The organism is Pseudomonas sp. XP2 (assembly GCF_053557975.1).
The window spans coordinates 34974-58217 of sequence record NZ_JBNRIK010000019.1; the positions used below are offsets into that span (position 1 = coordinate 34974).

At 64.1% G+C, this 23244-nt stretch carries 11 protein-coding genes; 5 read left to right on the top strand and 6 right to left on the bottom strand.

The annotated features are described in order from the left end of the window. Nucleotides 1-70: 70 nt before the first annotated feature. From ACK1VC_RS19510 to ACK1VC_RS19520, 3 genes are all read right to left on the bottom strand, one after another. The gene (locus tag ACK1VC_RS19510; protein WP_191087512.1) at nt 71-8716 is read right to left on the bottom strand and encodes a GH36-type glycosyl hydrolase domain-containing protein; all 8646 of its coding nucleotides are present in this window, start codon (nt 8714-8716) and stop codon (nt 71-73) included. A 231-nt stretch (nt 8717-8947) separates the two neighbouring features. Beyond that, nucleotides 8948-9400, bottom strand: coding sequence for a GNAT family N-acetyltransferase (locus tag ACK1VC_RS19515; protein ID WP_060518579.1), 453 nt, complete (start codon nt 9398-9400; stop codon nt 8948-8950). After that, nucleotides 9372-11156 (bottom strand): NAD(P)H dependent flavin oxidoreductase family protein, encoded by a 1785-nt coding sequence (locus ACK1VC_RS19520; RefSeq protein WP_060518577.1) that lies wholly within the window; start codon nt 11154-11156, stop codon nt 9372-9374. The genes ACK1VC_RS19515 and ACK1VC_RS19520 overlap by 29 nt, the downstream gene beginning before the upstream one ends. Between ACK1VC_RS19520 and pdxR the strand changes: the two genes are divergently transcribed. Beyond that, complete coding sequence (gene pdxR / locus ACK1VC_RS19525) at nt 11157-12632, top strand: MocR-like pyridoxine biosynthesis transcription factor PdxR (protein WP_016486143.1); 1476 nt, start codon at nt 11157-11159, stop codon at nt 12630-12632. A 162-nt stretch (nt 12633-12794) separates the two neighbouring features. Here pdxR and ACK1VC_RS19530 read toward each other — a convergent pair whose 3' ends face one another. Continuing rightward, on the bottom strand, nt 12795-14039 hold the full coding sequence (locus ACK1VC_RS19530) for a DUF1835 domain-containing protein (protein ID WP_191087513.1): 1245 nt from the start codon (nt 14037-14039) through the stop codon (nt 12795-12797). 226 nt (nt 14040-14265) lie between these two features. Between ACK1VC_RS19530 and ACK1VC_RS19535 the strand changes: the two genes are divergently transcribed. The 4 genes from ACK1VC_RS19535 (at nt 14266) to ACK1VC_RS19550 (ending at nt 20822) form a co-directional block, all read left to right on the top strand. Beyond that, a complete protein-coding gene (locus ACK1VC_RS19535) occupies nt 14266-15156 on the top strand; it encodes an alpha/beta fold hydrolase (protein WP_016486145.1) in 891 nt (296 codons plus the stop codon). 155 nt (nt 15157-15311) lie between these two features. After that, nucleotides 15312-16937, top strand: coding sequence for a methyl-accepting chemotaxis protein (locus ACK1VC_RS19540; RefSeq protein WP_016486146.1), 1626 nt, complete (start codon nt 15312-15314; stop codon nt 16935-16937). Nucleotides 16938-17702: 765 nt separating this feature from the next. After that, nucleotides 17703-20417, top strand: a complete 2715-nt coding sequence (gene mgtA / locus ACK1VC_RS19545; RefSeq protein ID WP_191087514.1) for a magnesium-translocating P-type ATPase — start codon at nt 17703-17705, stop codon at nt 20415-20417. Between the two features lie 21 nt (nt 20418-20438). Next, nucleotides 20439-20822, top strand: a complete 384-nt coding sequence (locus tag ACK1VC_RS19550; RefSeq protein ID WP_016486148.1) for a DUF2493 domain-containing protein — start codon at nt 20439-20441, stop codon at nt 20820-20822. A 255-nt stretch (nt 20823-21077) separates the two neighbouring features. On the opposite strand, the gene ACK1VC_RS19555 is transcribed toward ACK1VC_RS19550, so the two are convergent. After that, nucleotides 21078-22304, bottom strand: coding sequence for an MFS transporter (locus ACK1VC_RS19555; RefSeq protein ID WP_024717803.1), 1227 nt, complete (start codon nt 22302-22304; stop codon nt 21078-21080). Nucleotides 22305-22487: 183 nt separating this feature from the next. Continuing rightward, entirely contained in the window at nt 22488-23198 is a 711-nt protein-coding gene (locus ACK1VC_RS19560) for a TetR/AcrR family transcriptional regulator (RefSeq protein ID WP_191087860.1), read from the bottom strand. Nucleotides 23199-23244: the final 46 nt, after the last annotated feature.

Genomic DNA, 23244 nt, shown 5'->3' on the forward strand with positions numbered 1-23244 from the left:
GGCTGTGGCAACAAGATTAGCCTAGCTGGGCCAAGGCTTGCGCAAGTGCGGCCGTGACGCGCCCAACGGTTCAGATGGCAGGCAAGGAGCAGCCCCGGCACTCGGCAATGACGTGGTGCTCGCATCCGTCATCCTTCAGCCGCAGCTTGGGTTCGACAAGCCGTTCGCCGTCCAGGCTCAGGCTCAGTTCGCTACCGTTGCCGTTGCGTACCTCGATGCGGTAGCGGGTGCTACCAAACCGGTAATGCAGGACATAACCCGGCCAGCCTGCCGGCAGCAGCGGTTGCAGGCGCAGGGTGTCGCCACTGCGTTGCAGGCCCAGCAGGCTTTCGACGATCAAGCGGTACATCCAGCCGGCAGAGCCGGTGTACCAGCTCCAGCCACCCCGCCCGGCGTGGGGCGCAACCGCATAGACGTCGGCGGCCATCACATAGGGCTCGACCTTGTAGGTATCGATCAACGCGTCGCTGCCCTGGCGCACCGGGTTGATCAGGCGCAGCAGTTCCCAGGCCTTGTCAGCGTCGCCCAGCTGCGCGTAGGCCATGCTCGCCCAGATGGCCGCATGGGTGTACTGCCCGCCGTTTTCACGCACCCCTGGCAGGTAGCCCTTGATGTAGCCAGGGTCCAGGTGGCCCTGGTCGAAGGGTGGGTCGAGCAGTTTGACGATGCCGATGTCACGGCGTACCAGGTGGCTGTCCAGCGCCGCCATGGCCAGGCGGGCTCGTTCGGGCGAAGCAACACCCGACAGCACTGCCCAGCTCTGCGACAGCGAGTCGATGCGGCATTCCTGGTTGCTCGCCGAGCCCAGTACCTGGCCATCGTCGAACCAGGCGCGGCGATACCAGCCGCCGTCCCAGGCGTGCGCTTCCAGTTTTTCGGCGAGTGCGGCGGCCTGGGTGGTGCAGCGCAGCGCAAAGGCGCTGTCGCCCTGGCGCAAGGCGACGCAGCCGAATGCCCGCAGCACCTCGTGGCCAAAGAAGCCAAGCCACACGCTTTCGCCTTGCCCTTGTTCGCCGACCCTGTTCATGCCGTCGTTCCAGTCGCCACTGCCCATCAACGGCAGGCCGTGTGCCCCGCACTGCAAGGCGTGGCCGAGGGCACGCTGACAATGCTGGTACAGGCCCTCGACCAGGGCCGAGTGGCCAGGCAGGTCATAGTAGGATTCTTCCCCGGCGTTTAGTGCGCGACCTTCCAGATAACCGACCGGCTCGTCAAGCACAGCATAGTCCCCGGTGGCCTCTACGTAGCGGCTGGCGGCAAGCGGCAGCCACAGCAGGTCATCGGAGCAGCGGGTACGCACCCCGCGCTGCAACGGTGGGTGCCACCAGTGCTGCACGTCGCCTTCGACATACTGACGCGCAGCGCAGGCCAGCAGGTGCTGGCGCGCCGCCGCCGGCGCGGCATGGACCATGGCCATGCTGTCCTGCAGCTGGTCGCGAAAACCGATGGCACCGCCGGACTGGTAGAAGCCACTGCGCGCCCAGAACCGGCAGGCGATCACCTGGTACATCAACCAGCCGTTGGCCAGCACATCCAGTGCAGGTTCCGGGGTCTCGATCTGCACGGTGTCCAGTGTGCGTCGCCAGTAGGCGCTGACCTTGTCGAACTCGTCCATGGCGGCCTGCAACCCCCGGTATTGCTGGACGCAGCGGGTGGCGGCGCGGGTGTCCCGGGCGGCGCCCAGGCGGAACACCACCTCCCGGCTTTCGCCAGGCTCCAGCTGCAGCGCCACTTGCAATGCCGCGCAGGGGTCCAGACCGCCGCCGGTCCGCCCCGACAGCCGTGACTGGCGCATGCCCAAAGGCGCCTGGCAATCGCCGTTGCGCCCCAGGAATTCGCCGCGATCACAGGTCAGGCCCTGTATCGGCAGGTCGCAATCGAGAAACGCCACGTGCGTGGAGAATTCCACCGAGTAGCTGTTGCGGGCGAACAGCGCGCCGCTGAAAGGGTCGGTCTCACTGACCACGTGCATGGCGGTTTTGCCAGGCAGGTCGCCCAGCACCCACTCGACGAAGCAGGTCACCGACAAGCGGCGTACCCGTGCTGACGTGTTGTGCACTTTGAGCCGGCTGAACTTGACCGGCGCATCCTGCGCCACATGCACCCAGAGCTCGCTGCGCAGGTCTTGTTCGACATATTCGAACACGCTGTAGCCAAAGCCGTGGCGGGTGCAGTAACGGCCAGGGCCTGGGCAGGGCTGCGGCGTCGGTGACCAGTACTCGCCGGTATCCTCGTCGCGCAGGTAGAAGGTTTCACCACTGGCGTCGGTAACGGGGTCGTTGTGCCAGGGCGTCAAGCGGTACTCGTGGGCGTTTTCGTACCAGGTGTAAGCGCTGCCGGCCTCGGAGAGCACGCTGCCGAACTGCGGGTTGGCCAGGATGTTGACCCATGGCGCGGGTGGCGGTGAGCCGGGTAGCAGCGCAATGACGTACTCGCGGCCGTCGGCGCTGAACCCGCCATAGCGATTGCCCAGCATCACCGTGGTTTGTTCGGTCGGTGAGGGGTTGGCAGGTGCCGGTCGGCGGCTGGCAGGGTTGGCTTGAACAGCCGCCGGGACCTTTGGCTGACGGCGCAGCTGCAGTTGCTCTTCCAGCGTGCCGAGCGTGTCGTCAAGCACCAGCCGGGCGACGGACAAGGTCAGCAGCCGGTCCTCGGCAGACAGTTGCTGCGCAGGCCTTACATAAATGCCGCCGGGGCGGTCGAGCAGGGCCGCTTCACTGCCGGAGGTGACGATCCCCATGATCAGGTCTTGCAGTTGCTGGCGGTAACCGGCCTGGTCTTCGTTCCAGATCAGCAGGTCGAGTGCGAGCCCTTTCTGGCGCCAGTAGGCATGGGCCAGCACCATTTGCTTGACCAGATGAATGTTGGCCGGGTCGCCGATCTGCACCAGCACGATCGGCAAGTCGCCCGATACCCCCTGGCCCCACAGGCCGGACTGGTTGCGCCGGTTGCTGGCCAGCAGCGCTGCGTTGGGCCGCAGGCTGGCGTTGGGGTACAGCACCGAGGCGGCCATCTGTTCAAACAGCCTGGCGTCGGCCAGCGAGCCGTTGAGCTGGTGCAACAAAACCTGGCTGTGCGGCCAGGCGAGGTCGAACACCCGGTCGGCCAAGTGCCGGTCGCGGTACTTGGCCACTTGCTGCAGGCAGGCGTCGCGGCTGTCGGCGATGCCTGTGACCAGGTCGACCGTGGTCGCATGGCCGGGCATCAAGGTAATGCGGCAGCGGATGGCCACGATCGGGTCCAGCACCGCCCCCGCGCTATCGGACAGCGCCTCGCTGTCTTGATCCATGGCCGCCGGCCGCGCCAGGGTGCGCCCGCGGCCGATGAAGCGGGCCCGATCGGTTTCGTAGGACAACGCCTCGATGTCGGCCCCGTGCACCGCCAGCACGTGGCACATCCACGGCACGGCGTCCAGCTGCGAGCGCGGCCGCCGCGTGCACAGAATGGCTTGCAGCGGGCGGATCAGTTCGGTCTGGATGAACAGCTTGCTGAACGCCGGGTGCAGGGCATCGCTCAAGGCCGGTGCCAACACCACTTCGGCGTAGCTGGTCAGCTCCAGGGTGCGGGGCTGGTCGCCATGGTTGGTCAGGTGCAGGCGTCGCAGTTCGATGTCGTCTTCGGGCGACACGGCAATTTCGGTATGGCAGTCGAAGTCGTGTTCGCGCACGCGAAACTCCGCGCGGCCGTCGCTGAAGATCGCTTCCTGGAGTTTGGTGCGGTGCCGTGTTGGCTGGTAGGAGGTGGACCAGTAGGCGCCGCTGGCGACATCGCGCAGGTAGCAGAAGCTGCCCAGGTCGTCGCGGCTGGCGTCTTCGCGCCAGCGGGTCACCGCCAGTGTGTTGCGCTGGCTGTAGCCACTGCCCACGTGGTTGACCATGACGTGATAACGGCCGTTGGACAGCAGTTGCACAGCCGGTTGGGCCCGGTTTGGCTCTTTGAACACCCGCAGCCGTGCCTCGGGGTCGCGTTCGGCGGCGTCCTCGGCCGGGGCCTGGAGGGTATGCAGGTACGGCGCAGCGGTTTTCGGCACGCGCTCCTGCAACAGCAGCATACTGGCGTGGAACCGCGGGTCGGAGGCGAAGCGCCGTTGCATGGGCTTGTTCAGCAGCAACGCGGTCAGGGCCAAAAAACCCATGCCCTGATGGTGGGCCATGAAGGAGCGGATCACGACGGCGTCTTGCCCGGGGGGCAGGCGTGCCTCGCTGTAGTCCACGGCCTCGTAGAGCCCGAACCGGCCAGCCAAACCAAGTGTGGCCAGCCGCTGCAGGTTATGGCAGGCGGCAGCGGGCGTCACCATCAAGGCCAGTGCGCTGGCATAGGGCGCCACCACGCGCTCTTCTCCCAGGCCACGCTTGAGGCCAAGCCCTGGTACGCCGAATGCCCGGTACTGGTAGTTGAACTGCGCGTCCAGCGCGTTGTAGGCCGATTCCGAGACACCCCAGGGCAGGCCCGACAGTTTGCCGTGTTCGATCTGCCGTTTGACGGCGGCATGACAGGTTTGGTCGAGGAGTGTGCCCTCATAGTTCGGCATCACCAGCAGCGGCATCAGGTACTCGAACATCGAGCCGGACCAGGACAACAACACAGGCACGCCGGCATTGCTGGTGAGCAGCCTGCCGAGGGCGAACCAGCTGTCCTGGGGCACCTGGCCCTGGGCGATGACGACGAAGTTGGTCAGGCGCATCTCCGATGCCAGCAGGTCATAGAACGCGGTGTCCAGGCGGTGTTCGTCGGCGTTGTAGCCGATGGCGAACAGGTCGCGGTGGCTGTCGTACAGGAAGGTGAAGTCCATGCTGGCCAACGCGTCAATGCGGTTGGCCAAGGCGTGCGCCTGGGCGATGCGCTGGCGGGCAACTGCCCGGACATTGGCCACCGCCAGGCGCTCGGGGGGCGGCCACTGGTCTGCGTCAAGCTGTGCCAGCTGGCGCCAGGTCAGCGGAGCGTGGGGGGCCTGATCGTTACCGGGGGGCAATTGCAGCTGCTGCAGTTCGCGGTTCAGGTCCAGGCATTGCTCATTCAGGGCATTCAGCCAGAACGTACAATCGTCGGCCGCTTCTGTGCCAGGCGCCAAGGCAGCCCGTTGCGTGATCAGCGGCTGCAACTGTTCGACCAGCATCGGCAACAGCGTGGCGTATACGTCGCCCACTTGTCCATGAGCGAGCCGCACCTGCTCGCGCAGGGCCGTGATCGGTTGGGTGTCCGCGCTTGTGCGGGCATAGGCGGCCAGCAGCGTGTCGAAGGTGTCGAGCAACCCCTGGGTCAGTCGCCGGTCGAGCAGGGATGTGTCGGCCATTTCCAGCAGGCCGGGCCTGAGCGTCAGCAGCAGGGCGGCCAGGTTGCCGCTGTCCACGCTGGAGACATACAGCGGTGGCAATGGCTTGAGGGTCTGGGTGTCGTACCAGTTGTAGAAGTGCCCTTTGAAGCGTTCCAGGCGGGCCATGCTGTCAAGCATGCAGGCCAGGCGCTCGAACAGGCGGCCCGTACTGAGGTAGCCGAAGTCATGTGCCGCCAGGTGCGAGAGCAGGGCCATGCCCATGTTGGTTGGGGAGGTGCGGTGAGCGATGCTGGCGAAGGGCGGTGCCTGGATGTTGTCGGGGGGCAGCCAGTTGTCGGCAGGGCAGACGTAACGGTCGAAGAAGGCCCAGTTGGCGCGGGCGAGGCGATGCAGGAAGACCATGTCTTCGGCGCCGGGCATGAGGGCGGTCAGGGCACTCGGGCGGCTGAGCCACCAGGCCAGCGCCGGGCCGAGCAACCACAGCGCAAGGATCGGCGAGGCAATCAGCAGTACCATCGGCTGCATCGCCAAGGCACCGGTCAGCACCGCCACCAGGGCCGGTTGCCCCCATTGCTCGCGATACACTGCCTGCAAGGTATCTGCACTGCTGCGTTCGTCCTCGCGCGAGGGGTTCCATTGCAGCAGGCTTCGTTTGCTGACCGCCAGCCGCCACAAGGTGCGAAGGATGGCATCCAGGCTGTACCAGGTCTCGAAGGGTAACCAGGCCAGCGACAGGCCGGCGCGCACGAAGTAGGTACCCGAGGTGCGCAAAGCGGCCAGCAGGTGCTCTGACAGAGGTACATCGGTGGTCTTGCCCAGCACTTCGAGCAGCGAATCCAGCACTGGCCGCGTCAGCAACAAGGCCAGCAGGGCCAGCGTCCAGGCGAGCGGCGTAGCACTGGCCAGCCAACCCCACAGCAGCAGGGCCAGCAGCGCCGCCGGCTCAAGGCTGCGGCGCAGGTTGTCGAAAATCTTCCAGCGCGACAAGGCGCTGAGCGGGCTTTGCGCCACGCTGTGGCTGCCCGTGTGCAGCCAGGGCACCAGCCACGGCAGCAGTTGCCAGTCGCCGCGTATCCAGCGGTGTCGGCGCTTGCTGTCGGCACTGTAGCGGGCCGGATAGGTTTCGAACAGTTGCACATCGCTGAGCAAGCCCGAATGCGCGTAACACCCTTCGATCAGGTCGTGGCTAAGTACACGGTTGTCGGGAAAACGGCCCTCCAGCGACTGCTCGAAGGCGTCCACCGCATAGATGCCTTTGCCAATGAAGGAGCCGCTGAGAAACAGGTCCTGATAAACATCCGAAACGGCCCGTGTGTAGGGGTCGACACCGGCGTCACTGCCAAACAGGCGCGCATAGCGCGAGCGCGACACGCTGGGCAGGCTGATGCCTACCCGCGGTTGCAGGATGGCGTAGCCTGCCTGGACCCGCCCCGTGTGCGCGTCGAACCGTGGGCGGTTCAGAGGGTGCTGCATGGCACCAACGAATTGCTGTGCGGCACCGCGAGGCAATTGGGTGTCGGTGTCCAGGGTGATCACATAGCGCACATGGCCGAGTGCTTGCAGGTCGCCGACAATACGCATGAAGCACGCGTGGCCGTGCCCGCGCAGCACCGCGTTCAACTCGGCGAGCTTGCCGCGCTTGCGCTCGCGGCCCATCCAGCAGCGCTCGGCGGCGTTCCATACGCGTGGCCGGTGAAACAGATAAAAGCGCGCGCCGCCCGGGCTTGGGTACTTGCGGTTGAGGGCCCGGATACCTTCACTGGCCTGCTCGAGCAGCGCCTCATCCTCGGGCCGGCTTTGTTCACGGGCATCCATGAAATCGCTGAGCAGGGCAAAGTGCAGGTGCTCGTCACGGTTGGCCAGAAAGCGTACTTCCAGCCCTTCGACCAGCTCTTCGACATCGCCGGCATTGGCCAGCAGGGTGGGCACCACCACCAGCGTGAGGGCGTCTGCGGGAATACCGGTGGTGTAGTCCAGCCTTGGCAGGAAGGAGGGTTTGACGGTCAGTGTCACCAGCCAGTTCACCAGGCCGATGGCCAGACGGCTGGTGCTCAGCAGAACCGGCAGGGCCATGGCGGCCAGCACTGCCAAAGGCCAGCCCTCCTGGTCAATGGCGCGCATGAAGCCCCACGCCAGCAGGCAGGACAGCAGTGTCACAGGCACAAGGTAGAACGCCAGCGGCGCCCGGTGCAGCAGGCGTTGCCAGCGCTCGGCCAGCGGCACCCGTACGGCCAGGCGCTGTTCCAGCAACGGCAGGCCGCCCCCCACCAGGTAGAAACCCACATGCTCAGCCGGTTCGCCCGGCGCGGTGCCTGCTGCCTGGGCCAGTTCGATGGCCGTGCGCGCCACCGCGACCTCGCTGAATGCGCTATGGCGCGCCAGGCGCTCGACGCTGTGCCGGTAGTGGTCACGGCTGGTGAAGTCCATGGCGGGGTAAATGCCCGTAGGGTCGCGGTTCAGCGCTTGTTCGACATGGCTCAGTTGCTCGACGAACAGCTTCCAATCGATGGTCGACAGCAGGCGCAGGCTGCCGATGCTGTTGCTGATGGACACCTGGTCGATGGCCTGCTGCTGGGCATCGAGCTGCACATGGCCTTCGATGCTGCGCGCCGACTCACTGAGCATCTGTTCCACCCACAGCAGCGGCTGGGTCAGAGAGGCACTGTGACCCTGTAGCCGCCTGGCCAGTTCGGCGACGAAGGCAGCGGTCATCGGCGGTTGCGAGCGGGCCATGTCGGCGACCACCAGTACCACGCTCTTGGCGTCGCGCTCGGCGGTTTCGCCAAGCCGGTCGGCCCAGACATTGGCCAGGTCGCGGTCAGCCCAGTTGGCCATGACCCGGGCTGCTACACGGCGCAGGTTTTCTATCAGGGCCAGGCGCAGCATGATCGGGATGGCCCAGAGCTCACCCAGGGTCAGGGTGCAGGCCTGCTGATAAGCCTCGACGAAACGACTGAAGCTTTCCGCGTCGATGCGCCCGTCACCGTGGGAAATGGTTTCCAGGGCAATGTCGTAGACACGCGGCAGGCCGGTCGAAGGGCCGTTGTCCAGTTGCGGCAGCTGCAGGCTGTAGTTGGCCGGCAGGTCGTGCTTGGCAATGCGGATATGGGTTTCGACCAGGTAAAAGTTGTCGAGCAACCACTGCGCGGCCGGTAACGCTGGCCGGGAGCTGGGCAGGGCGCCTGCGAGGGCAGTGCAACTGGCAGAGAGCATGCGTTCGTTGTCGGCCAGGCGGTCCAGCAGGGCGTCTTTGGCCGGCCGCAGGCTCAAGTGGTGCTGCTGGGCCAGCCGCAGGCCGTGCTCGGCCATCTGGTCGGCGTTGTACAGCTCCGAGCGCAGCAGGCTTTCATAGGTGAAGGTATGCCGGGGTGAACGCCAGCGCCCCGCGTGGGCGTACAGGCGTCGAAGGTAGCTGCGTGCGCGTAGCCAAGGATTGTCCATGGTGTGCCGGGTTGCCGATCTGGCCTTTCAGCACTCAGTCTGCGGCGGTTGCCCTGGCAGCGTCTGTACGTTAGCGAACAGACCCGCCACGGCGCTGCGCCTATGCTGAATCCCCGCAATCCCTGCACCCTTTTGCCATGGCGCGCGGTGCTTTCATGCCTGCCCATCCGGCAGGGGCAGCAATGCCCGCATCAGCTGAAAGCCAGGCATCCCTGCGCCACACGGGCGCGCCTACACTGTCGGCAGGCGCTTTTCCATTGGCTGGTAGACCAGTCCCTCAAATTCGCCCACTTCGCCTGCCAGGGTGAAACCGTAGCGTTGGTAGGCCGGCACCGAAGACAACGACGCCTTGACCGTCACCACGTCAACCCGGGCATGTTCCAGCGCTGCATTCATCAGGCGCGTGCCGATGCCCTGGCGTTGCCAGCCCGGAGCAATGAACAGCATCGCAACGTGGCGGCCTTCCTTGAGCTCGATCAGCCCCGCGATAGCGCCCTGCGCGACACAGGCGAGCATCAGGTTGTCACCTTGCATGCGCTCGGCAAAGGCTTGTGGCGCTGCCACCCTGGTGAAGGTTTCGACACCCTGCGCAGACAGCGAGGGTGCGACCGCCTGCGTGAAGGCGTCCAGGCACAAGGCGCTGACGTGGGGGAGGTCATCGGGGGTGAGGTTGCGTATTTGCATATTGCTCGTCCATGTCTGTAAACGTAATCAGGATGTCTTCGAAAAACGCCCCGATCGGTTCGGTGGGGTGGCACAACTGTATTTCCAGTACCCACACCACTTCGCTCGGGACGATTTCCACCTCGGCCAGCTTGTCCTGGCCATACAGTACGTGCGGGAAGTCGGCGACGCGATGCCCGGCCAGGTTGCGTTCCAGCTGCCAGCCCTTGGCCTGGGCACTGCGTTCGGCGAAGTCATAGAGCTCGCGTCCGGTCAACCCACGGCCCCACGCCAGGCGGGTTTCGTCGAACACCGCGTGCAGTGCCTTGACGCAGGCGTGGTGCAGCTCGTGCTGGCCAAACACGAAGGTGTCGCCATAGTCGCCTTCGTAGCCATCCCAAACCGGGCCGACATCGACCACGACAATGTCCGTAGTACGTAATACACGATCCGGGTCGATGCCTTGGCGCGGTGTACGTACGGTGTCGTCGCCAAAGCGGATGTAGGTGGGGTGCCAGGTGTGGGACGCGCCCATTGCCTGCAGTGTTTGCGCCGCCATCTCCAGTGCCTGGGCGGTGGTCATGCCGACGTGCAATTGGCTGGCGATCGCGGCCACGGCCCGTACTGACTGCTCGCGGGCAGCGAGCATGCCATCCAGTGAGTAACGCGGGCCGACCTTTTCCAGCTCTGGGTGCAGTGTGTTGGCGGTTGAAAGCTGGGGCGCCAGTGCGCCGCTGGCGACAAAGGCCTCCGCGACAAAACGGTGGGGTGGCACGCCTGCGGCGAGGCATTGCTCGCGGGCCTGGCTGATCATCGTGGCATTACCGCACGCGTAGACCTGGGTGTCGGCCCACCGATGCGCCTGGCCCAGCGCCACCTGCTGCACGCGTGCCTCAGCCGAGAGCACCGGGTGCCAGCGAAAGTGGGGGTATTCAAGGCTGGCCTGTTCGAGAAACGCGCGGTCATAGAAGTCCGCCGTCGATGAACCACCCCAGTACAGCGTGACCTCGGCAGCGTGGGCCATGGCCGTCAGCAGTAATGGCTTGATGCCGGCGTAACCTGTGCCGGTGGCGAACAGCACCAGCGGGCGTTGGTCTTCATGCTGCCAGGTACAGGCGCCCACCGGCCCCTCAAGCTTCAGTACAGCGCCTGCTTGCAGGGTGGGCAGCAGGCCTTCGGTGAACACGCCGCCGCTGACCTTACGGATGTGAAACACCAGTTGCCCCTGATCCTGAGCGGGCAGGTTGGCGATGGAGAAGCAGCGGCTGTCACCGTTGTCGAGCCGAAATCTCACGTATTGGCCGGCCCGCACTTCCAGTGGTTGAGCCGGTTGCAGCACCAGTTCGACGATATCTGCACTGAGTTCGCGCTTGCTGTGAACCTGTGCGTGAAACGCCAGCGACGGGGCGTCCAGCGACCAGCCGGGGATCTCCAGACGCATGTCGCTGCAGGCGTGGCTCTGGCACAGCAGCATCTCATCGGCGGCCAGGGGGTAGGAGGGCGCGGGGGTGTCCGCATCTCGCTGCTTGTCCTGATACCGCCCCGACACGACTTTGACCTTGCAGGACCCGCAGGCGCCGCGGCGGCAGGAGAACGGTACCGGCAGGCCGCTGGCGAGCATGGCGTCGAGCAGCAGTTCCTGGCGGGTTTCGAAGGTTTTGCCCGAGGGCGACAATTCGATGACGTGGCGGTTTTGCATGAACACCTCGGGGCAATTGAAGGTTCGATTGTTGCTATAGTCCAGGACCAGCAGAACCTCCAGTTTTGGATAATTCACATGGTCCAGCTTCGCAAATGGCAGCCACTGCTCAGGCTCGATGGCGCGCAGGCTTCATACCGGCAGATCGTCGAAGGCCTGGTGGCCGCGATCAGCGAGGGCCGCCTGCGCCCTGGCACGCCGTTGCCGGGCACGCGGGAGATGGCGCAACTGCTGAACGTCAACCGCAAAACGGTGATCCTTGCCTATGAGGAAGCCGAAACCAAAGGCTGGCTGCAGAGCGTGCAGCGCCGGGGTACCTTCGTCAGCCAGCAGCTGGCGACTGGCACAATCACGGCGCCCGCCGCCTCGCGCTCCTTCGCCTTGGCGCTGCCAGAGGAGCCCGCCGTTGCCTATTTCGAGGCAAACGAACGGGCGGCAGCGCAGCAGGGGCGGCCAGAGGCCTTGTTCTTCGACAACGGTGCCTGTGACCATCGCCTGCTGCCCCAGGCTGTTCTGCATCGCTATTACCGCAATGCCCTGCGCAACAGCTTTGCCAGCAACAGCGTGCGCCACGGCAGTGATTGCAGCAGCCTCTACCTGCGCGCCGCCTTGGCCGACATGCTCAGGCACAACCGCAGCCTGAACGTTGGCGCCGAGCATATCTGCCTGACCCAGGGTGTGCAGATGTCACTATCACTGTTGGCCAGCGTGTTGCTCAAGCCGGGGGATGCGGTGCTGGTCGAGCGCCTGAGTTATCCGCCGGCGTGGGAGATTTTCCGCCAGCTGGGGGCCCGACTGGTGACCGTGGACCTGGACCATGAGGGTTGCCGGGTGGACCAGATCGATGCCCTGTGCCGGCAGCACAAGGTGCGGATGATGTATTTGACGCCCCATCACCAGTTTCCGACCACGGTCAGCTTGCCAGCCGGGCGCCGGCAGCAGTTGCTGGAGCTGGCGCGGCTGCACGATTTCTGCGTGGTCGAGGAAGACTACGATTACGAGTACCACTTTTCCGGGCGGCCCTATCTGCCTTTGGCCAGCGACCGGCAGCAGCGGCATGTGATTTACATCGGCACACTGTCCAAGCCCTTGGGCAGCACGTTCCGTTGCAGTTATATCGTCGCACCGGTGGAGGTAACGGCAGTGCTGGAGCGCAGGGCGACGCTGACCCTGGGGCAGGGCGATGCGGTGATGCAGCGGATGCTGGCGGACTTGATCAATGATGGCGAGCTGAAGAAGCACTTGCGCCGGGTCAACCGCGAGTACCGTCGGCGTCGGCAGACCCTGTTGGCTTGCCTGCACGATGCGTTTGGCGAGCAGATTACCGTGCAGGAGCCGGAAGGTGGGCTGGCGCTGTGGGTGCGGTTTGCCGACACGATCAATGTGGATCAGTTGGTCGACAAGGCACTGGAGCTGGACCTGGTGGTGCGCAGCGGTCGCCAGTTCTCGCCGTTTGGTCATGCCGAGAATGCCTTGCGCCTGGGTTTTGCTTCGCTGGATGTCGATGAGCTCCGGCAGGCCACCCAGCGCCTGGCGCAGGCAGCAGAAAGGTGATGTCACGACCACGGGGATTCAATTGTCTGGTGCCGCCTGGACTGGCCTCATCGCCGGCAAGCCAGCCCCCACAGCATTCATGCAAGACCTGAGGTCAATGCGGTCCAGGTGGGAGCTGGCTTGCCGGCGCAGGGCCGCACAGCGGCCCTGCGGTTGAGCAGGTTATCGGCGTTGCCACACCTCGCCTTGTTCGGTCACTACCCAAGGCCTGTCAGCCGCATCCACCAGCACCCCGCCAACCCAGCGCTGCGCAGGGTTGTGATCCAGCCAGTGGGCCTTGCCTGCAAGCACTTGCTCGGCAAGCGGCGTCAGCCGCAGCAGTCGCTGCGCCCAAGCTTCTCCCGGGCCTTCAACCAGCAGCGGGTGTGGCGCGTGGATCAACGGCTGCAGCAGCACATGGAACATCTGGTCACCGAGGTAAGGCAGCGGGTCATCCTGCATCATCAACTGGCCAAACACGCGGCCGGCCGGTAGCGCGCCGCGTGAAGCCAGCACGCGCAGCAGCAGGCGTTCGGTAAGGCTCAAACCGTCATGTGCCCCCGGTAGCTCCTGCAGCTGGCGCGCCAATGCCCCGCCCAGCAACGGCAAGGCCGGGTGTGCGTGGCCAGCGAGGCTCGCCCAGCCTTTTGGATTGGGTGCGGTGTAGGCCGCCCATGCCTCGCGGGCCAGGGCGAATGCATCCTCACCCAGCGCGCGACGTTGCGGCCACAACCAAGCCAGCAGGTCGGGGGCCAGTTGCCCAATGCCGATAAAGCGCTCGATGCCGGGCACCTGGTCAATTTCGATCAGCTCCAGCCGACGCGGCAGGCCAGGCAGGCTGGCGAGTACGCGAATCAGGAACAGCTGGTCGTAAGCGTCGGCCTCGCACCACAGCACAATTTCGCTGTCGCGGTTAAGCCCTGCCAATGCGCTACGTTGTGCTGCCTGGCGCTGTTCAAGGTCTTGGGGGCTCAGCCGGAACGCTTGTTGAACGTAGGCGCTGCGAACCTGCCAGTACTGCTCATCAGGCCGTGCCGGTACAGGCCCCATCACCATGGGGTCGTCGAACATCTGGAAAGCGCCGGCAAACCCGGCGGTGCGCAAGCTGTGGGCGATGTCGTTGCCGCAGCGCCAGTGCTGCACGTTAGCCTCGTCATCGGCAGAAAAACCGGGGTGGCGTGCTGCAAAAGCCACGGCATCGGCATGGGCCTTGAGCTTGGGCCAGCTGGCAAAACCGGCCTCGCGGGCCACCAGCCATTGGGTATCGGCAAGCCGGTAGTCGGGGCCGGGCAGGCCAAGCGTGCGCAATTGCTCGCGGGTGTCGTCGGCTTGGTGGGTTTTCAGTTCGGTCAGCAAGCGCTTGGCGCGTTTGCGCAAGGCGGGCAGGTCGAGCAAGCCGTGGTGGCGGGAAGCATTGATGGCGGGCATGCCAACTCCTTTGGGGCTCGGTCCGCCGACAAGCCGGGAGCTGGTATGGAAATGGAGTGAAGCATGGCTCGGGCAACCCCTTTGCGCGGACCGCAGGCGCAGCCGGCGCCCAGGCCACGACTTTAACGGTGCAGCGCAGCGGGTTGCAAATGATAGTTTTCCCATGGGTTGCCGTGCGCTTTATAGTGGCGGGCTTTTCTCCGTTGAAGTCAAAGGAATGGCGACCATGCGCATACGCACCCTGCTTGCAGCAATCGGGACCAGCTTGTCGCTGGGCTCGGCATTGGCTGCGCCAAGCCAGCCAGTGCCTGTAGCGGGCGAACGTATTTCGGTAAAGGTCGAGGGCACCGGGCCGGACGTCATCCTGATCCCCGGGCTGGCCTCTTCCCGTGAGGTTTGGGCGGGGCTCGCCAGCACACTGCGCCAGCAGCATCGCCTGCACCTTGTGCAGGTTGCAGGCTTTGCCGGTTCGCCTGCCGTGCCCGCTGTGGACGGGCGCGTGGCCGCTCCTGTAGCCGAGGCGGTTGCTGACTATATCCGTAGCCAGCGCCTTGAGGCGCCGGCCATCATTGGCCATTCGCTGGGCGGTGAGGTGGCGCTGATGCTTGGCGCACGCCACCCGGAGCAGGTCGGGCGGCTGATGGTTGTCGATGCGCTGCCGTTTTACACGTTATTGATGGACCCCACGGCCACTGCCGAAACGGCTGCACCCCAGGCTGCCACATTCCGTGATGGGATGCTGCTGGCCCCGGCAGCGCAGGCCGAAGCCATGCAGCGTGCGGCCATTGACCGGCTGGCCAAGACCGCTGCGGCCAGGCCCGCATTGGTAGAGGCCGCGCTGCGCTCGGACCGCAAGGCGGTAGCCGACGCTACCTATGAACTGATGACCACCGACCTGCGCCCGGAGCTTGGCGATATCCAGGCGCCGGTGCAGGTCGTCTATGCCTATGACCCCTTGTATGGCATACCCGCTACCAGCGTCGATGCAACCTTCGCAAACGCCTATGCCGGGACGCGAAACATCAGCTTCAAACGTATCGATGGCAGCTTCCACTTCGTCATGCTGGACCAACCGCAGGCCTTCGCGCAGACGGTAGTCAATTTCCTCGATCGCTGAGGTTGGCCGCGGCGCAGCCTGCGCCCGGCAACATCTGTTCGGTTATCGCCCATAACCTGCTTCCTGCGCCTCAAGCCTGCGCCGGTACCTCCGATAGCAGCACACCCACCGTCGAATTTCGACCAGAAGTGGTGCCAATAAGGAGTACTGCCCGCATGCTTGCCAACCTCAAGATACGTACCGGAATGTTCTGGGTGCTGTCGTTGTTCAGCCTGACCCTGCTGTTTTCCACCGTCAGTGCCTGGCGGGCAGCCGTGGGCAGCGGTCAGCAGATCACCGAACTGGACCAGACCGCACACCAGTCGGACCGGTTGAACAATGCGTTGTTGATGGCAATCCGTTCCAGCGCCAATGTGTCCTCGGGCTTCATCGAGCAGTTGGGCGGCCATGACGAGAGTGCAGGCAAGCGCATGGCGCTGTCAGTCGAGCTGAACGACAAGAGCCAGAAGCTGGTCGACGAGTTCGTTGAAAATGTCCGCGAGCCAGCCCTTCGCACGCTGGCAACCGAGCTGCAGGCTACCTTTGCCGAATATGCCAAGGCGGTAGCCGGGCAGCGCGAAGCGACCCGCCAGCGTTCGCTGGAGCAGTACTTCAAGGTCAACATCGATGCCGGCAATGCCATGGGCCGACTGCAAGCGCTACGCCAGCAGCTGGTTGGCGTACTGAGCGAACGTGGCCAGCAGATCATGCTGGAGTCAGACCGTCGTCTGGCGCGTGCACAAATGCTGAGCCTGGGGCTGCTAGGGGTGACCTTGCTGCTGGCTGCACTGTGCTGGGCCTTCATTGCCCAGCGAGTGCTGCATCCGCTGCGTGAAGCCGGTCGGCACTTCCAGCGCATTGCCGGTGGTGACCTGAGCGTGCCGGTGCAAGGGCAGGGCAACAACGAGATCGGCCAGCTATTCCATGAACTGCAGCGTATGCAGCAGAGCCAGCGCGACACCCTGGGGCAGATCAACCACTGTGCCCGGCAGCTGGACGCAGCCGCCACTGCGTTGAACGCGGTTACCGAGGAAAGCGCCAGCAACCTGCGTCAGCAGGGGCAGGAGCTGGAGCAGGCAGCTACTGCTGTGACCGAAATGACCACGGCCGTGGAGGAAGTTGCGCGCAACGCTATCACTACATCGCAAACCACCAGCGAGTCCAACCAGCTGGCCGCACAAAGCCGCCAGCAAGTCAGCGACAACATCGATGGCACCGAGGCCATGACCCGCGAGATCCAGACCAGCAGTGCGCACCTGGAGCAATTGGTGGGGCAGGTCCGGGATATCGGCAAAGTACTGGAAGTGATCCGCTCGGTGTCCGAGCAAACCAACCTGCTGGCACTCAATGCTGCCATCGAGGCGGCCCGCGCCGGTGAGGCCGGGCGCGGCTTTGCGGTGGTGGCAGATGAGGTACGCACGCTGGCCTACCGCACCCAACAATCGACCCAGGAAATCGAACAGATGATCGGCCGCGTGCAGGCGGGCACCGAGGCGGCGGTGGCGTCGATGCAGGCCAGCACCAACCGCGCCCAGTCGACACTGGACGTGACCTTGGCCTCGGGGCAGGTGCTGGAAGGTATCTACAGTGCGATTGGCGAAATCAACGAGCGCAACCTGGTCATCGCCAGTGCGGCCGAAGAGCAAGCTCAGGTGGCGCGGGAAGTGGACCGCAACCTGCTGAACATTCGCGAGCTGTCGATCAACTCGGCGACAGGAGCGCAGCAGACCAGCGAGGCGAGCAAGGCGCTGTCGGGGCTGGTGGGGGAGATGACGGCATTGGTGGGGCGGTTCAGGGTGTAAGGGTAGCCGGGCGACGGGCGTAAAACTCGCACCTGATCGTTGTTACATTAAAAGTGGGTGAAACTTATTTAAAGTTCCCCTTGCGGGTTGACTTCGATACTACCCTTGAATAAAGTTCGATCGCCCCGAGAAAGGGCCTTTTTTCCATTCACTGAAGAATTCAATGGACACAGTATCTAGTCGCTGCCTGACCCCTGCCGTATGGCCTGGTCAGGCACTTGAACCGGAACACCGGTCCCGACACCCTGGTCGGGCAAGCCGCGCCAGAGCCTGATGCTCCGTCGTGACTTGCCGCCACCGGTGTCTGCCGGTTGGAGGCAAGCTCATGAACCTCACTTCATTCGCTTCACACCGCCTGTTCGCCGGCCTTGCGCCGCAGCTGGCCCGTGCCCGGCCGTGCCGCCTGCACGGGTACCCTGACGACAGCCAGGAGCCCCCAAGTAGATGCGGGCCGCTGGCGCGTCTTCATGCCCGCTTGAGCCCCCAGACTTCTCACTGAATAAAAGATATTCAGCGGTATCTTCCCTCCCGAACTTACTAAGTTGAAAGTTTGCCGGGTAACTATTGCCCCGTGTTTATGAAAAGGAATCAATCCATGGACTGCGCGAGTAGAAAGTTCGCTGCCGACACAACTTCCGACCCTCGGCAGCGGACAGACAACTGTCGGAAAAACCCAGCATTTTTCTGCGACCCGACATGCCTTCGTTCACTGGCTGAGTGAAACGTCTGTGTGTCGTGCCGCCGCAGCGGCAGGAGCACAGCAACATGACTGTCAAACACCGCAACACCTCATCGGCCAAGGCCGAACGCGAAACTCGCCTGTCTACCCGCGCCGCCCGTGAAGCGCGCAATGGCCTGGCCGTTACCCTCGCCAACCTCGATGCCAGCGAGCAGGGCCTGACCGAGCACGAAGCTGCCAAGCGCCTGGAGCGCGATGGGGCCAACCAGGTTGCCCACGATCCGCAACCCCACGCCTTGGTGCAATTGCTCAAGGCCCTGCATAACCCGTTCATCTATGTACTGCTGATTCTGGCCGGGATCAGCTTCGTCACCGACTACTGGCTGCCGGTCAGCGCAGGCGAAACGGACGACGCCGACCTGACCAAGGTCATCATCATCATGACCATGGTCAGCCTTAGCAGCCTGCTGCGCTTCTGGCAGGAATACCGCTCGAACAAGGCCGCCGACGCGCTCAAGGCAATGGTGCGCACTACCGCAACCGTGCTACGCCGCGAGCAGGTCGGGCAGGCCCCGCGCCTGCGCGAAGTGCCCATGGACAAACTGGTGGCCGGCGACATCGTGCAGCTATCTGCAGGCGACATGATCCCGGCCGATATCCGCCTGCTTGAATCGCGCGACCTGTTCATCAGCCAGGCGGTGCTCACTGGCGAAGCGCTGCCGGTCGAGAAGTACGACACCTTGGGCAATGTCGCCCAGAAGTCCGCCACCGGGCATGGCGCCAACCCGGACAACCTGCTCGAGCTGCCAAACATCTGCTTCATGGGCACCAACGTCGTCAGCGGCCGCGCGCGCGCTGTGGTGGTCGCCACCGGCCGACGTACCTATTTCGGCTCGCTGGCCAAGGCCATCGCCGGTTCCCGCAGCCAGACCGCCTTCGATCGCGGCGTGAACAGCGTCAGCAGCCTGCTGATCCGCTTCATGCTGGTGATGGTACCGGTAGTGTTCATGATCAACGGTGTGGTCAAGGGCGACTGGGGGGATGCCTTCCTCTTCGCGCTTGCCGTGGCAGTGGGCCTGACCCCTGAAATGCTGCCGATGATCGTCAGTGCCAACCTGGCCAAGGGCGCTGTGGCCATGGCCCGGCGCAAGGTGGTGGTCAAGCGCCTGAACGCCATCCAGAACCTGGGCTCCATGGACGTACTGTGCACAGACAAGACCGGCACGCTCACCCAGGACCGGATCATCCTCGAACACCACGTGCGCTTCGATGGCCAGCGCGATCGGCATATCCTTGAACTGGCCTGGCTCAACAGCCACCACCAAAGCGGCATCCGCAACCTGATGGACCAGGCCGTGCTGCATTTTGCTGGCCAGGACAGCCAGTTCCAGGTGCCTTACGCTTACGCAAAGGTAGACGAACTACCGTTCGACTTCATCCGCCGTCGCCTGTCCGTGGTAGTGAAAAATGCACTTGGCGATCACCTGCTGGTAAGCAAGGGGGCGGTCGAGGAAATGCTCGCCATCGCCACCCATGTGCAGGAGGGCGACCGTGTCGTTACCCTGGACCCGCTCCGCCGCCAGCAGCTTCTGGCCAGCGCCGATGCCTACAACCAGGACGGCTTCCGCGTGCTGGTGGTCGCCACCCGCGAGATCCCGTCGGCCGAAGGCAAGGCGCAGTACCACACCGACGATGAGCGCGACTTGGTGATCCAGGGCTTCCTGACCTTCCTCGACCCACCCAAGGAAACTGCCGGCCCGGCCATTGCCGCCCTGCGTGACATGGGGGTGCGGGTGAAGGTGCTGACCGGCGACAACCCGGTGGTTACCTGTAAGGTCTGCCGTGAGGTGGGCCTGGAGCCAGGCCTGCCACTGCTCGGCCAGGACATCGAGCGCATGGACGACACCACCCTGAAGCTTCAGGTCGAGGAACGCACTGTCTTCGCCAAGCTCACCCCGCTGCAGAAATCACGTGTGCTCAAGGCCCTGCAGGCCAATGGTCACACGGTCGGCTTCCTCGGCGACGGTATCAACGACGCCGCCGCCCTGCGCGATGCCGACGTCGGTATCTCGGTGGACAGCGGCACCGACATCGCCAAGGAGTCGGCCGATATCATCTTGCTGGAAAAAAGCCTGATGGTACTGGAGGAGGGGGTGCTCAAAGGCCGCGAAACCTTCGGCAACATCATGAAGTACCTGTGCATGACTGCCAGTTCCAACTTTGGCAACGTGTTCTCGGTCCTGGTGGCCAGTGCGTTCATTCCGTTCCTGCCGATGTTGGCGATCCACCTGCTGCTGCAGAACCTGATGTACGACTTCTCCCAGCTGTCGCTGCCGTGGGACCGCATGGACAAGGAGTTTCTCAGCAAGCCCCGCAAATGGGACGCCCGCAACATCGGCCGCTTCATGCTGTGGATCGGCCCTACTTCGTCGATCTTCGACATCACCACCTTTGCCCTGATGTGGTTTGTGTTCGCCGCCAATAGCGTCGAGATGCAGGCGCTGTTCCAGTCTGGCTGGTTCATCGAAGGGTTGCTGTCACAGACCTTGGTGGTGCACATGCTGCGCACCCGCAAGGTGCCGTTCTTCCAAAGCACCGCTGCGCTGCCGGTGGTGCTGGCAACGGGGCTGGTGATGGCATTCGGTATCTACATCCCGTTCTCGCCGGTGGGCGCGATGGTGGGCCTGGTGCCGCTGCCATGGGCATACTTCCCTTGGCTGGTTGCTACCCTGCTGGGCTACTGCGTGGTCGCGCAAGGGATGAAGACCCTTTACATCCGCCGCTTCGGGCAGTGGTTCTGAGCCAGGCGAGGAGAGCAGAGCATGCGAGTACTGATCTGTGCGGGACGCAACTATGCCGACACCCGGCGCTGCCGCCAGGCCCTGGATGACGTTCAGCGCCAGCGGCCGATCCGGGTGTTGATCCACGGTGGCAGCCAGTTCCTGGGCGGCGAGATCGAAAGCTGGGCACGTGAGCACGGTGCCGATCTGGTGCGCTACCCGCCGAACTGGCAGTTGCACGGCAAGCAGGCCGAACGCCTGCGCAACCTGTTCATGCTTAACGACAGTCGCCCTGATCTGTTGCTTGCACTGCCCGGGGGCGATGACACAGAGGAACTGCTGGCCAGGGCTCGCGGCGCGGAGGTTCCGGTGATTTGCGGCAGGCAACCACGGCGGCCCGAGCGGGATGAACCTGGCGTGGGATAAGCCTGCCTGCCACCAGTCCTGTGGGAGCGGATTCACCCGCGAAGAAGACACCGCCGTGGATGGCACGGGCTTCGCCCGTGTTCGCGGGGCAAGCCCGCTCCCACAGGGATCGCGCCAGCTTTTAGAAGTTGAACAAGACAGTTGCGCCCACAATGACCGCGCTAGGTTTCACGTTTTTTGCGAGACAGTCGCTGGTACAAGTACAGCGTGGGCCGAAGCCGGCGCTGTACTTGCGGCGCCTCGGTGCCGAGCTGCTCAGCCCGGCTGCGCAGCAAGGTTATTGCTCACGTTGCGCCCCAGCACCAGCACGGTGACAAAACCACAGCCCACCAACGCGGTAGCCAGGCTCAACAGCACCGCCGTGCCCATATGGTCGACCACCTGCCCGCCGAAGAAAGAGCCCAGCGCAATGATCACCTGGAACATGGCTACGAACAGCGGCATGCCACGTTCAACATCCTTAGGTGCCACCACGAACATCCAGATGTTGGCGCAGGCCGGGAACGCACCGAAAGCGAAGCCCCACAGCGCGATCAGCATGGCAGCGCCCGTCATGCCGGTGGCGAAGTGCGGGAACAGGGCGGTGCTGACAGCAATCATCAGCGCAACCAGCATCAGGGTATGCCGCACGCTGCGGTTGGCAGCGTAGCCCGCGAAAATGTTACCCATGAACCCGGCAACGCCATACAGCAGCAACAGCGATCCAATCGTAGGCCCGTCAAAGCCGGCATTCTGTTTGAAGAACGGGGCAACATAGGTGTACGCGGCAAAGTGCGCCAGGCCGATCAGCAGCACGGCAATCAGCCCGACCCGCGCTTGTGGGTTGATGAACAAGGCCGGCAGGTCGCTGATGCGAATGGCCTTTTCCGGCAGCAGCCGCGGCAGCAGGAATACCTGCGCCAGCAGCACAGGTATGCCCACCAGTGCGGTGACCAGGAACGTCATGCGCCAGCCCATCAGGCCGCTCAGCCAGGTGCCCACGGGCACGCCCACTACGGTCGCCAGGGTTACGCCGGCCATGATGATCGAGTTGGCCTTGGCTACGCCCATGCCGTCGGGGGCCAGGCGGCCGCTGAGGGCGATGGCGGTTGCCCAGAAACCACCGATACTGACACCCAGCAGCACGCGGCCGACCAACAGCAAATTGAAGTCGACGGCGTAGGCCACGATGGTGTTGGCGATGATCATGATCAGCGTCAGGCCGATCAGCAGGTAGCGCCGGTCCAGCGCGCCGACCCCCACGGAAATCAACGGCGCGGCCAGCGCGGCCATGATACCGGGCAAGGTCACCATCAGGCCGGCAAGGCCTGCACTGATGCCGAGGTCACTGGCCACATCGTTGAGCACCCCCACCGGGAGGAACTCGCTGGTGACCAGGGCGAAGGCACCCACGGCGACCGAGAGGATTGCCAGCCATTGCTGTGTGACGCTCTGCTGATTATGTTCGGGAAGGCCGCGAGGGGCCTGGCGGTTGCTTGGCATGGGGGTCGGTTCCATGAGGGATGGCGCCTGTAGCAGGCGCAGGAGCGGAGGGATTTGCAGGCGATTATAGGGATGGCCTTGCCAGGCCGACAGGCAGGCCGCTTGATAGTCATCATCAGCGTAATCGATGAAACCCCTGGTTTAGAGCGGAAACTATTGCGTTGTGGGGCCACGAAGCCAGTTTCAGGGCGGTGTCACAGCCGTTTGCTTCACCGGTAAGACACCGCCCAGCACCATCTGGGTGACCGTGCGGGTGGCGCGATCAAAGTCCAACTTGTCAGGTATAGCCACGCCTCTGAGCTGCGACATTTGCCAGGCAAGATTGGTATAGGTACGCGTTGCCGACCAGATGAAAATCATCAGGTGTTCGGGGTCACAGGGCGCCAACCGGCCATCCTCGATCCAAATGCGCAGGCAGGCAACGTTGCGCCTGGCTTCCTCCTGCAGCATGTTCTTGCACACCTCAGGTAGGCGTTTGCCGCCTGAGAGCAACTCCTGGCTGAACACGGCGGCGCTGAACGGGTGCTCTCGAATGATGCGTATCCGGGCTTTGACATAGGCCCGCAGGCCCACTATCGGGTCGTCGCTTTTTCGCAACGCTGCCGAGGCCCTCACCAGCGGCTCGATGAAGCTCATCAGCACCTGGACGTACAAATTCTCTTTTGTCTGGAAGTAGTAATAGAGATTGGCCTTGGGCAACCCGGCGCGCTCGGCAATTTCGTGCGAATGGGTGGCGGTGAAGCCGGTGACGGCAAACGCTTCGCTGGCCGCCTGCAGAATAAGCTTGTGATTCTTGCGCCGGATACCGGGGTTGCCCAGCGCGTGGTCGACCGAGCCGAAAGTGGCGTCAGCACCCTCGCTGGTCGTGTGTGGCAGGTCGGGTTGGGCGTACATCACGGTTTCATCTGGGCTTTTTGAGAATCGGTGTATAGAAAAGTAT

Bases quoted from the DNA above. Each gene is read 5' to 3' on its own strand.
- ACK1VC_RS19510 (WP_191087512.1), bottom strand. From the start codon at position 8,716: ATGGACAATCCTTGGCTACGCGCACGCAGCTACCTTCGACGCCTGTAC.
- ACK1VC_RS19515 (WP_060518579.1), bottom strand. From the start codon at position 9,400: ATGCAAATACGCAACCTCACCCCCGATGACCTCCCCCACGTCAGCGCC.
- pdxR (WP_016486143.1), top strand. From the start codon at position 11,157: ATGGTCCAGCTTCGCAAATGGCAGCCACTGCTCAGGCTCGATGGCGCG.
- ACK1VC_RS19530 (WP_191087513.1), bottom strand. From the start codon at position 14,039: ATGCCCGCCATCAATGCTTCCCGCCACCACGGCTTGCTCGACCTGCCC.
- ACK1VC_RS19535 (WP_016486145.1), top strand. From the start codon at position 14,266: ATGCGCATACGCACCCTGCTTGCAGCAATCGGGACCAGCTTGTCGCTG.
- ACK1VC_RS19540 (WP_016486146.1), top strand. From the start codon at position 15,312: ATGCTTGCCAACCTCAAGATACGTACCGGAATGTTCTGGGTGCTGTCG.
- mgtA (WP_191087514.1), top strand. From the start codon at position 17,703: ATGACTGTCAAACACCGCAACACCTCATCGGCCAAGGCCGAACGCGAA.
- ACK1VC_RS19550 (WP_016486148.1), top strand. From the start codon at position 20,439: ATGCGAGTACTGATCTGTGCGGGACGCAACTATGCCGACACCCGGCGC.
- ACK1VC_RS19555 (WP_024717803.1), bottom strand. From the start codon at position 22,304: ATGCCAAGCAACCGCCAGGCCCCTCGCGGCCTTCCCGAACATAATCAG.
- ACK1VC_RS19560 (WP_191087860.1), bottom strand. From the start codon at position 23,198: ATGTACGCCCAACCCGACCTGCCACACACGACCAGCGAGGGTGCTGAC.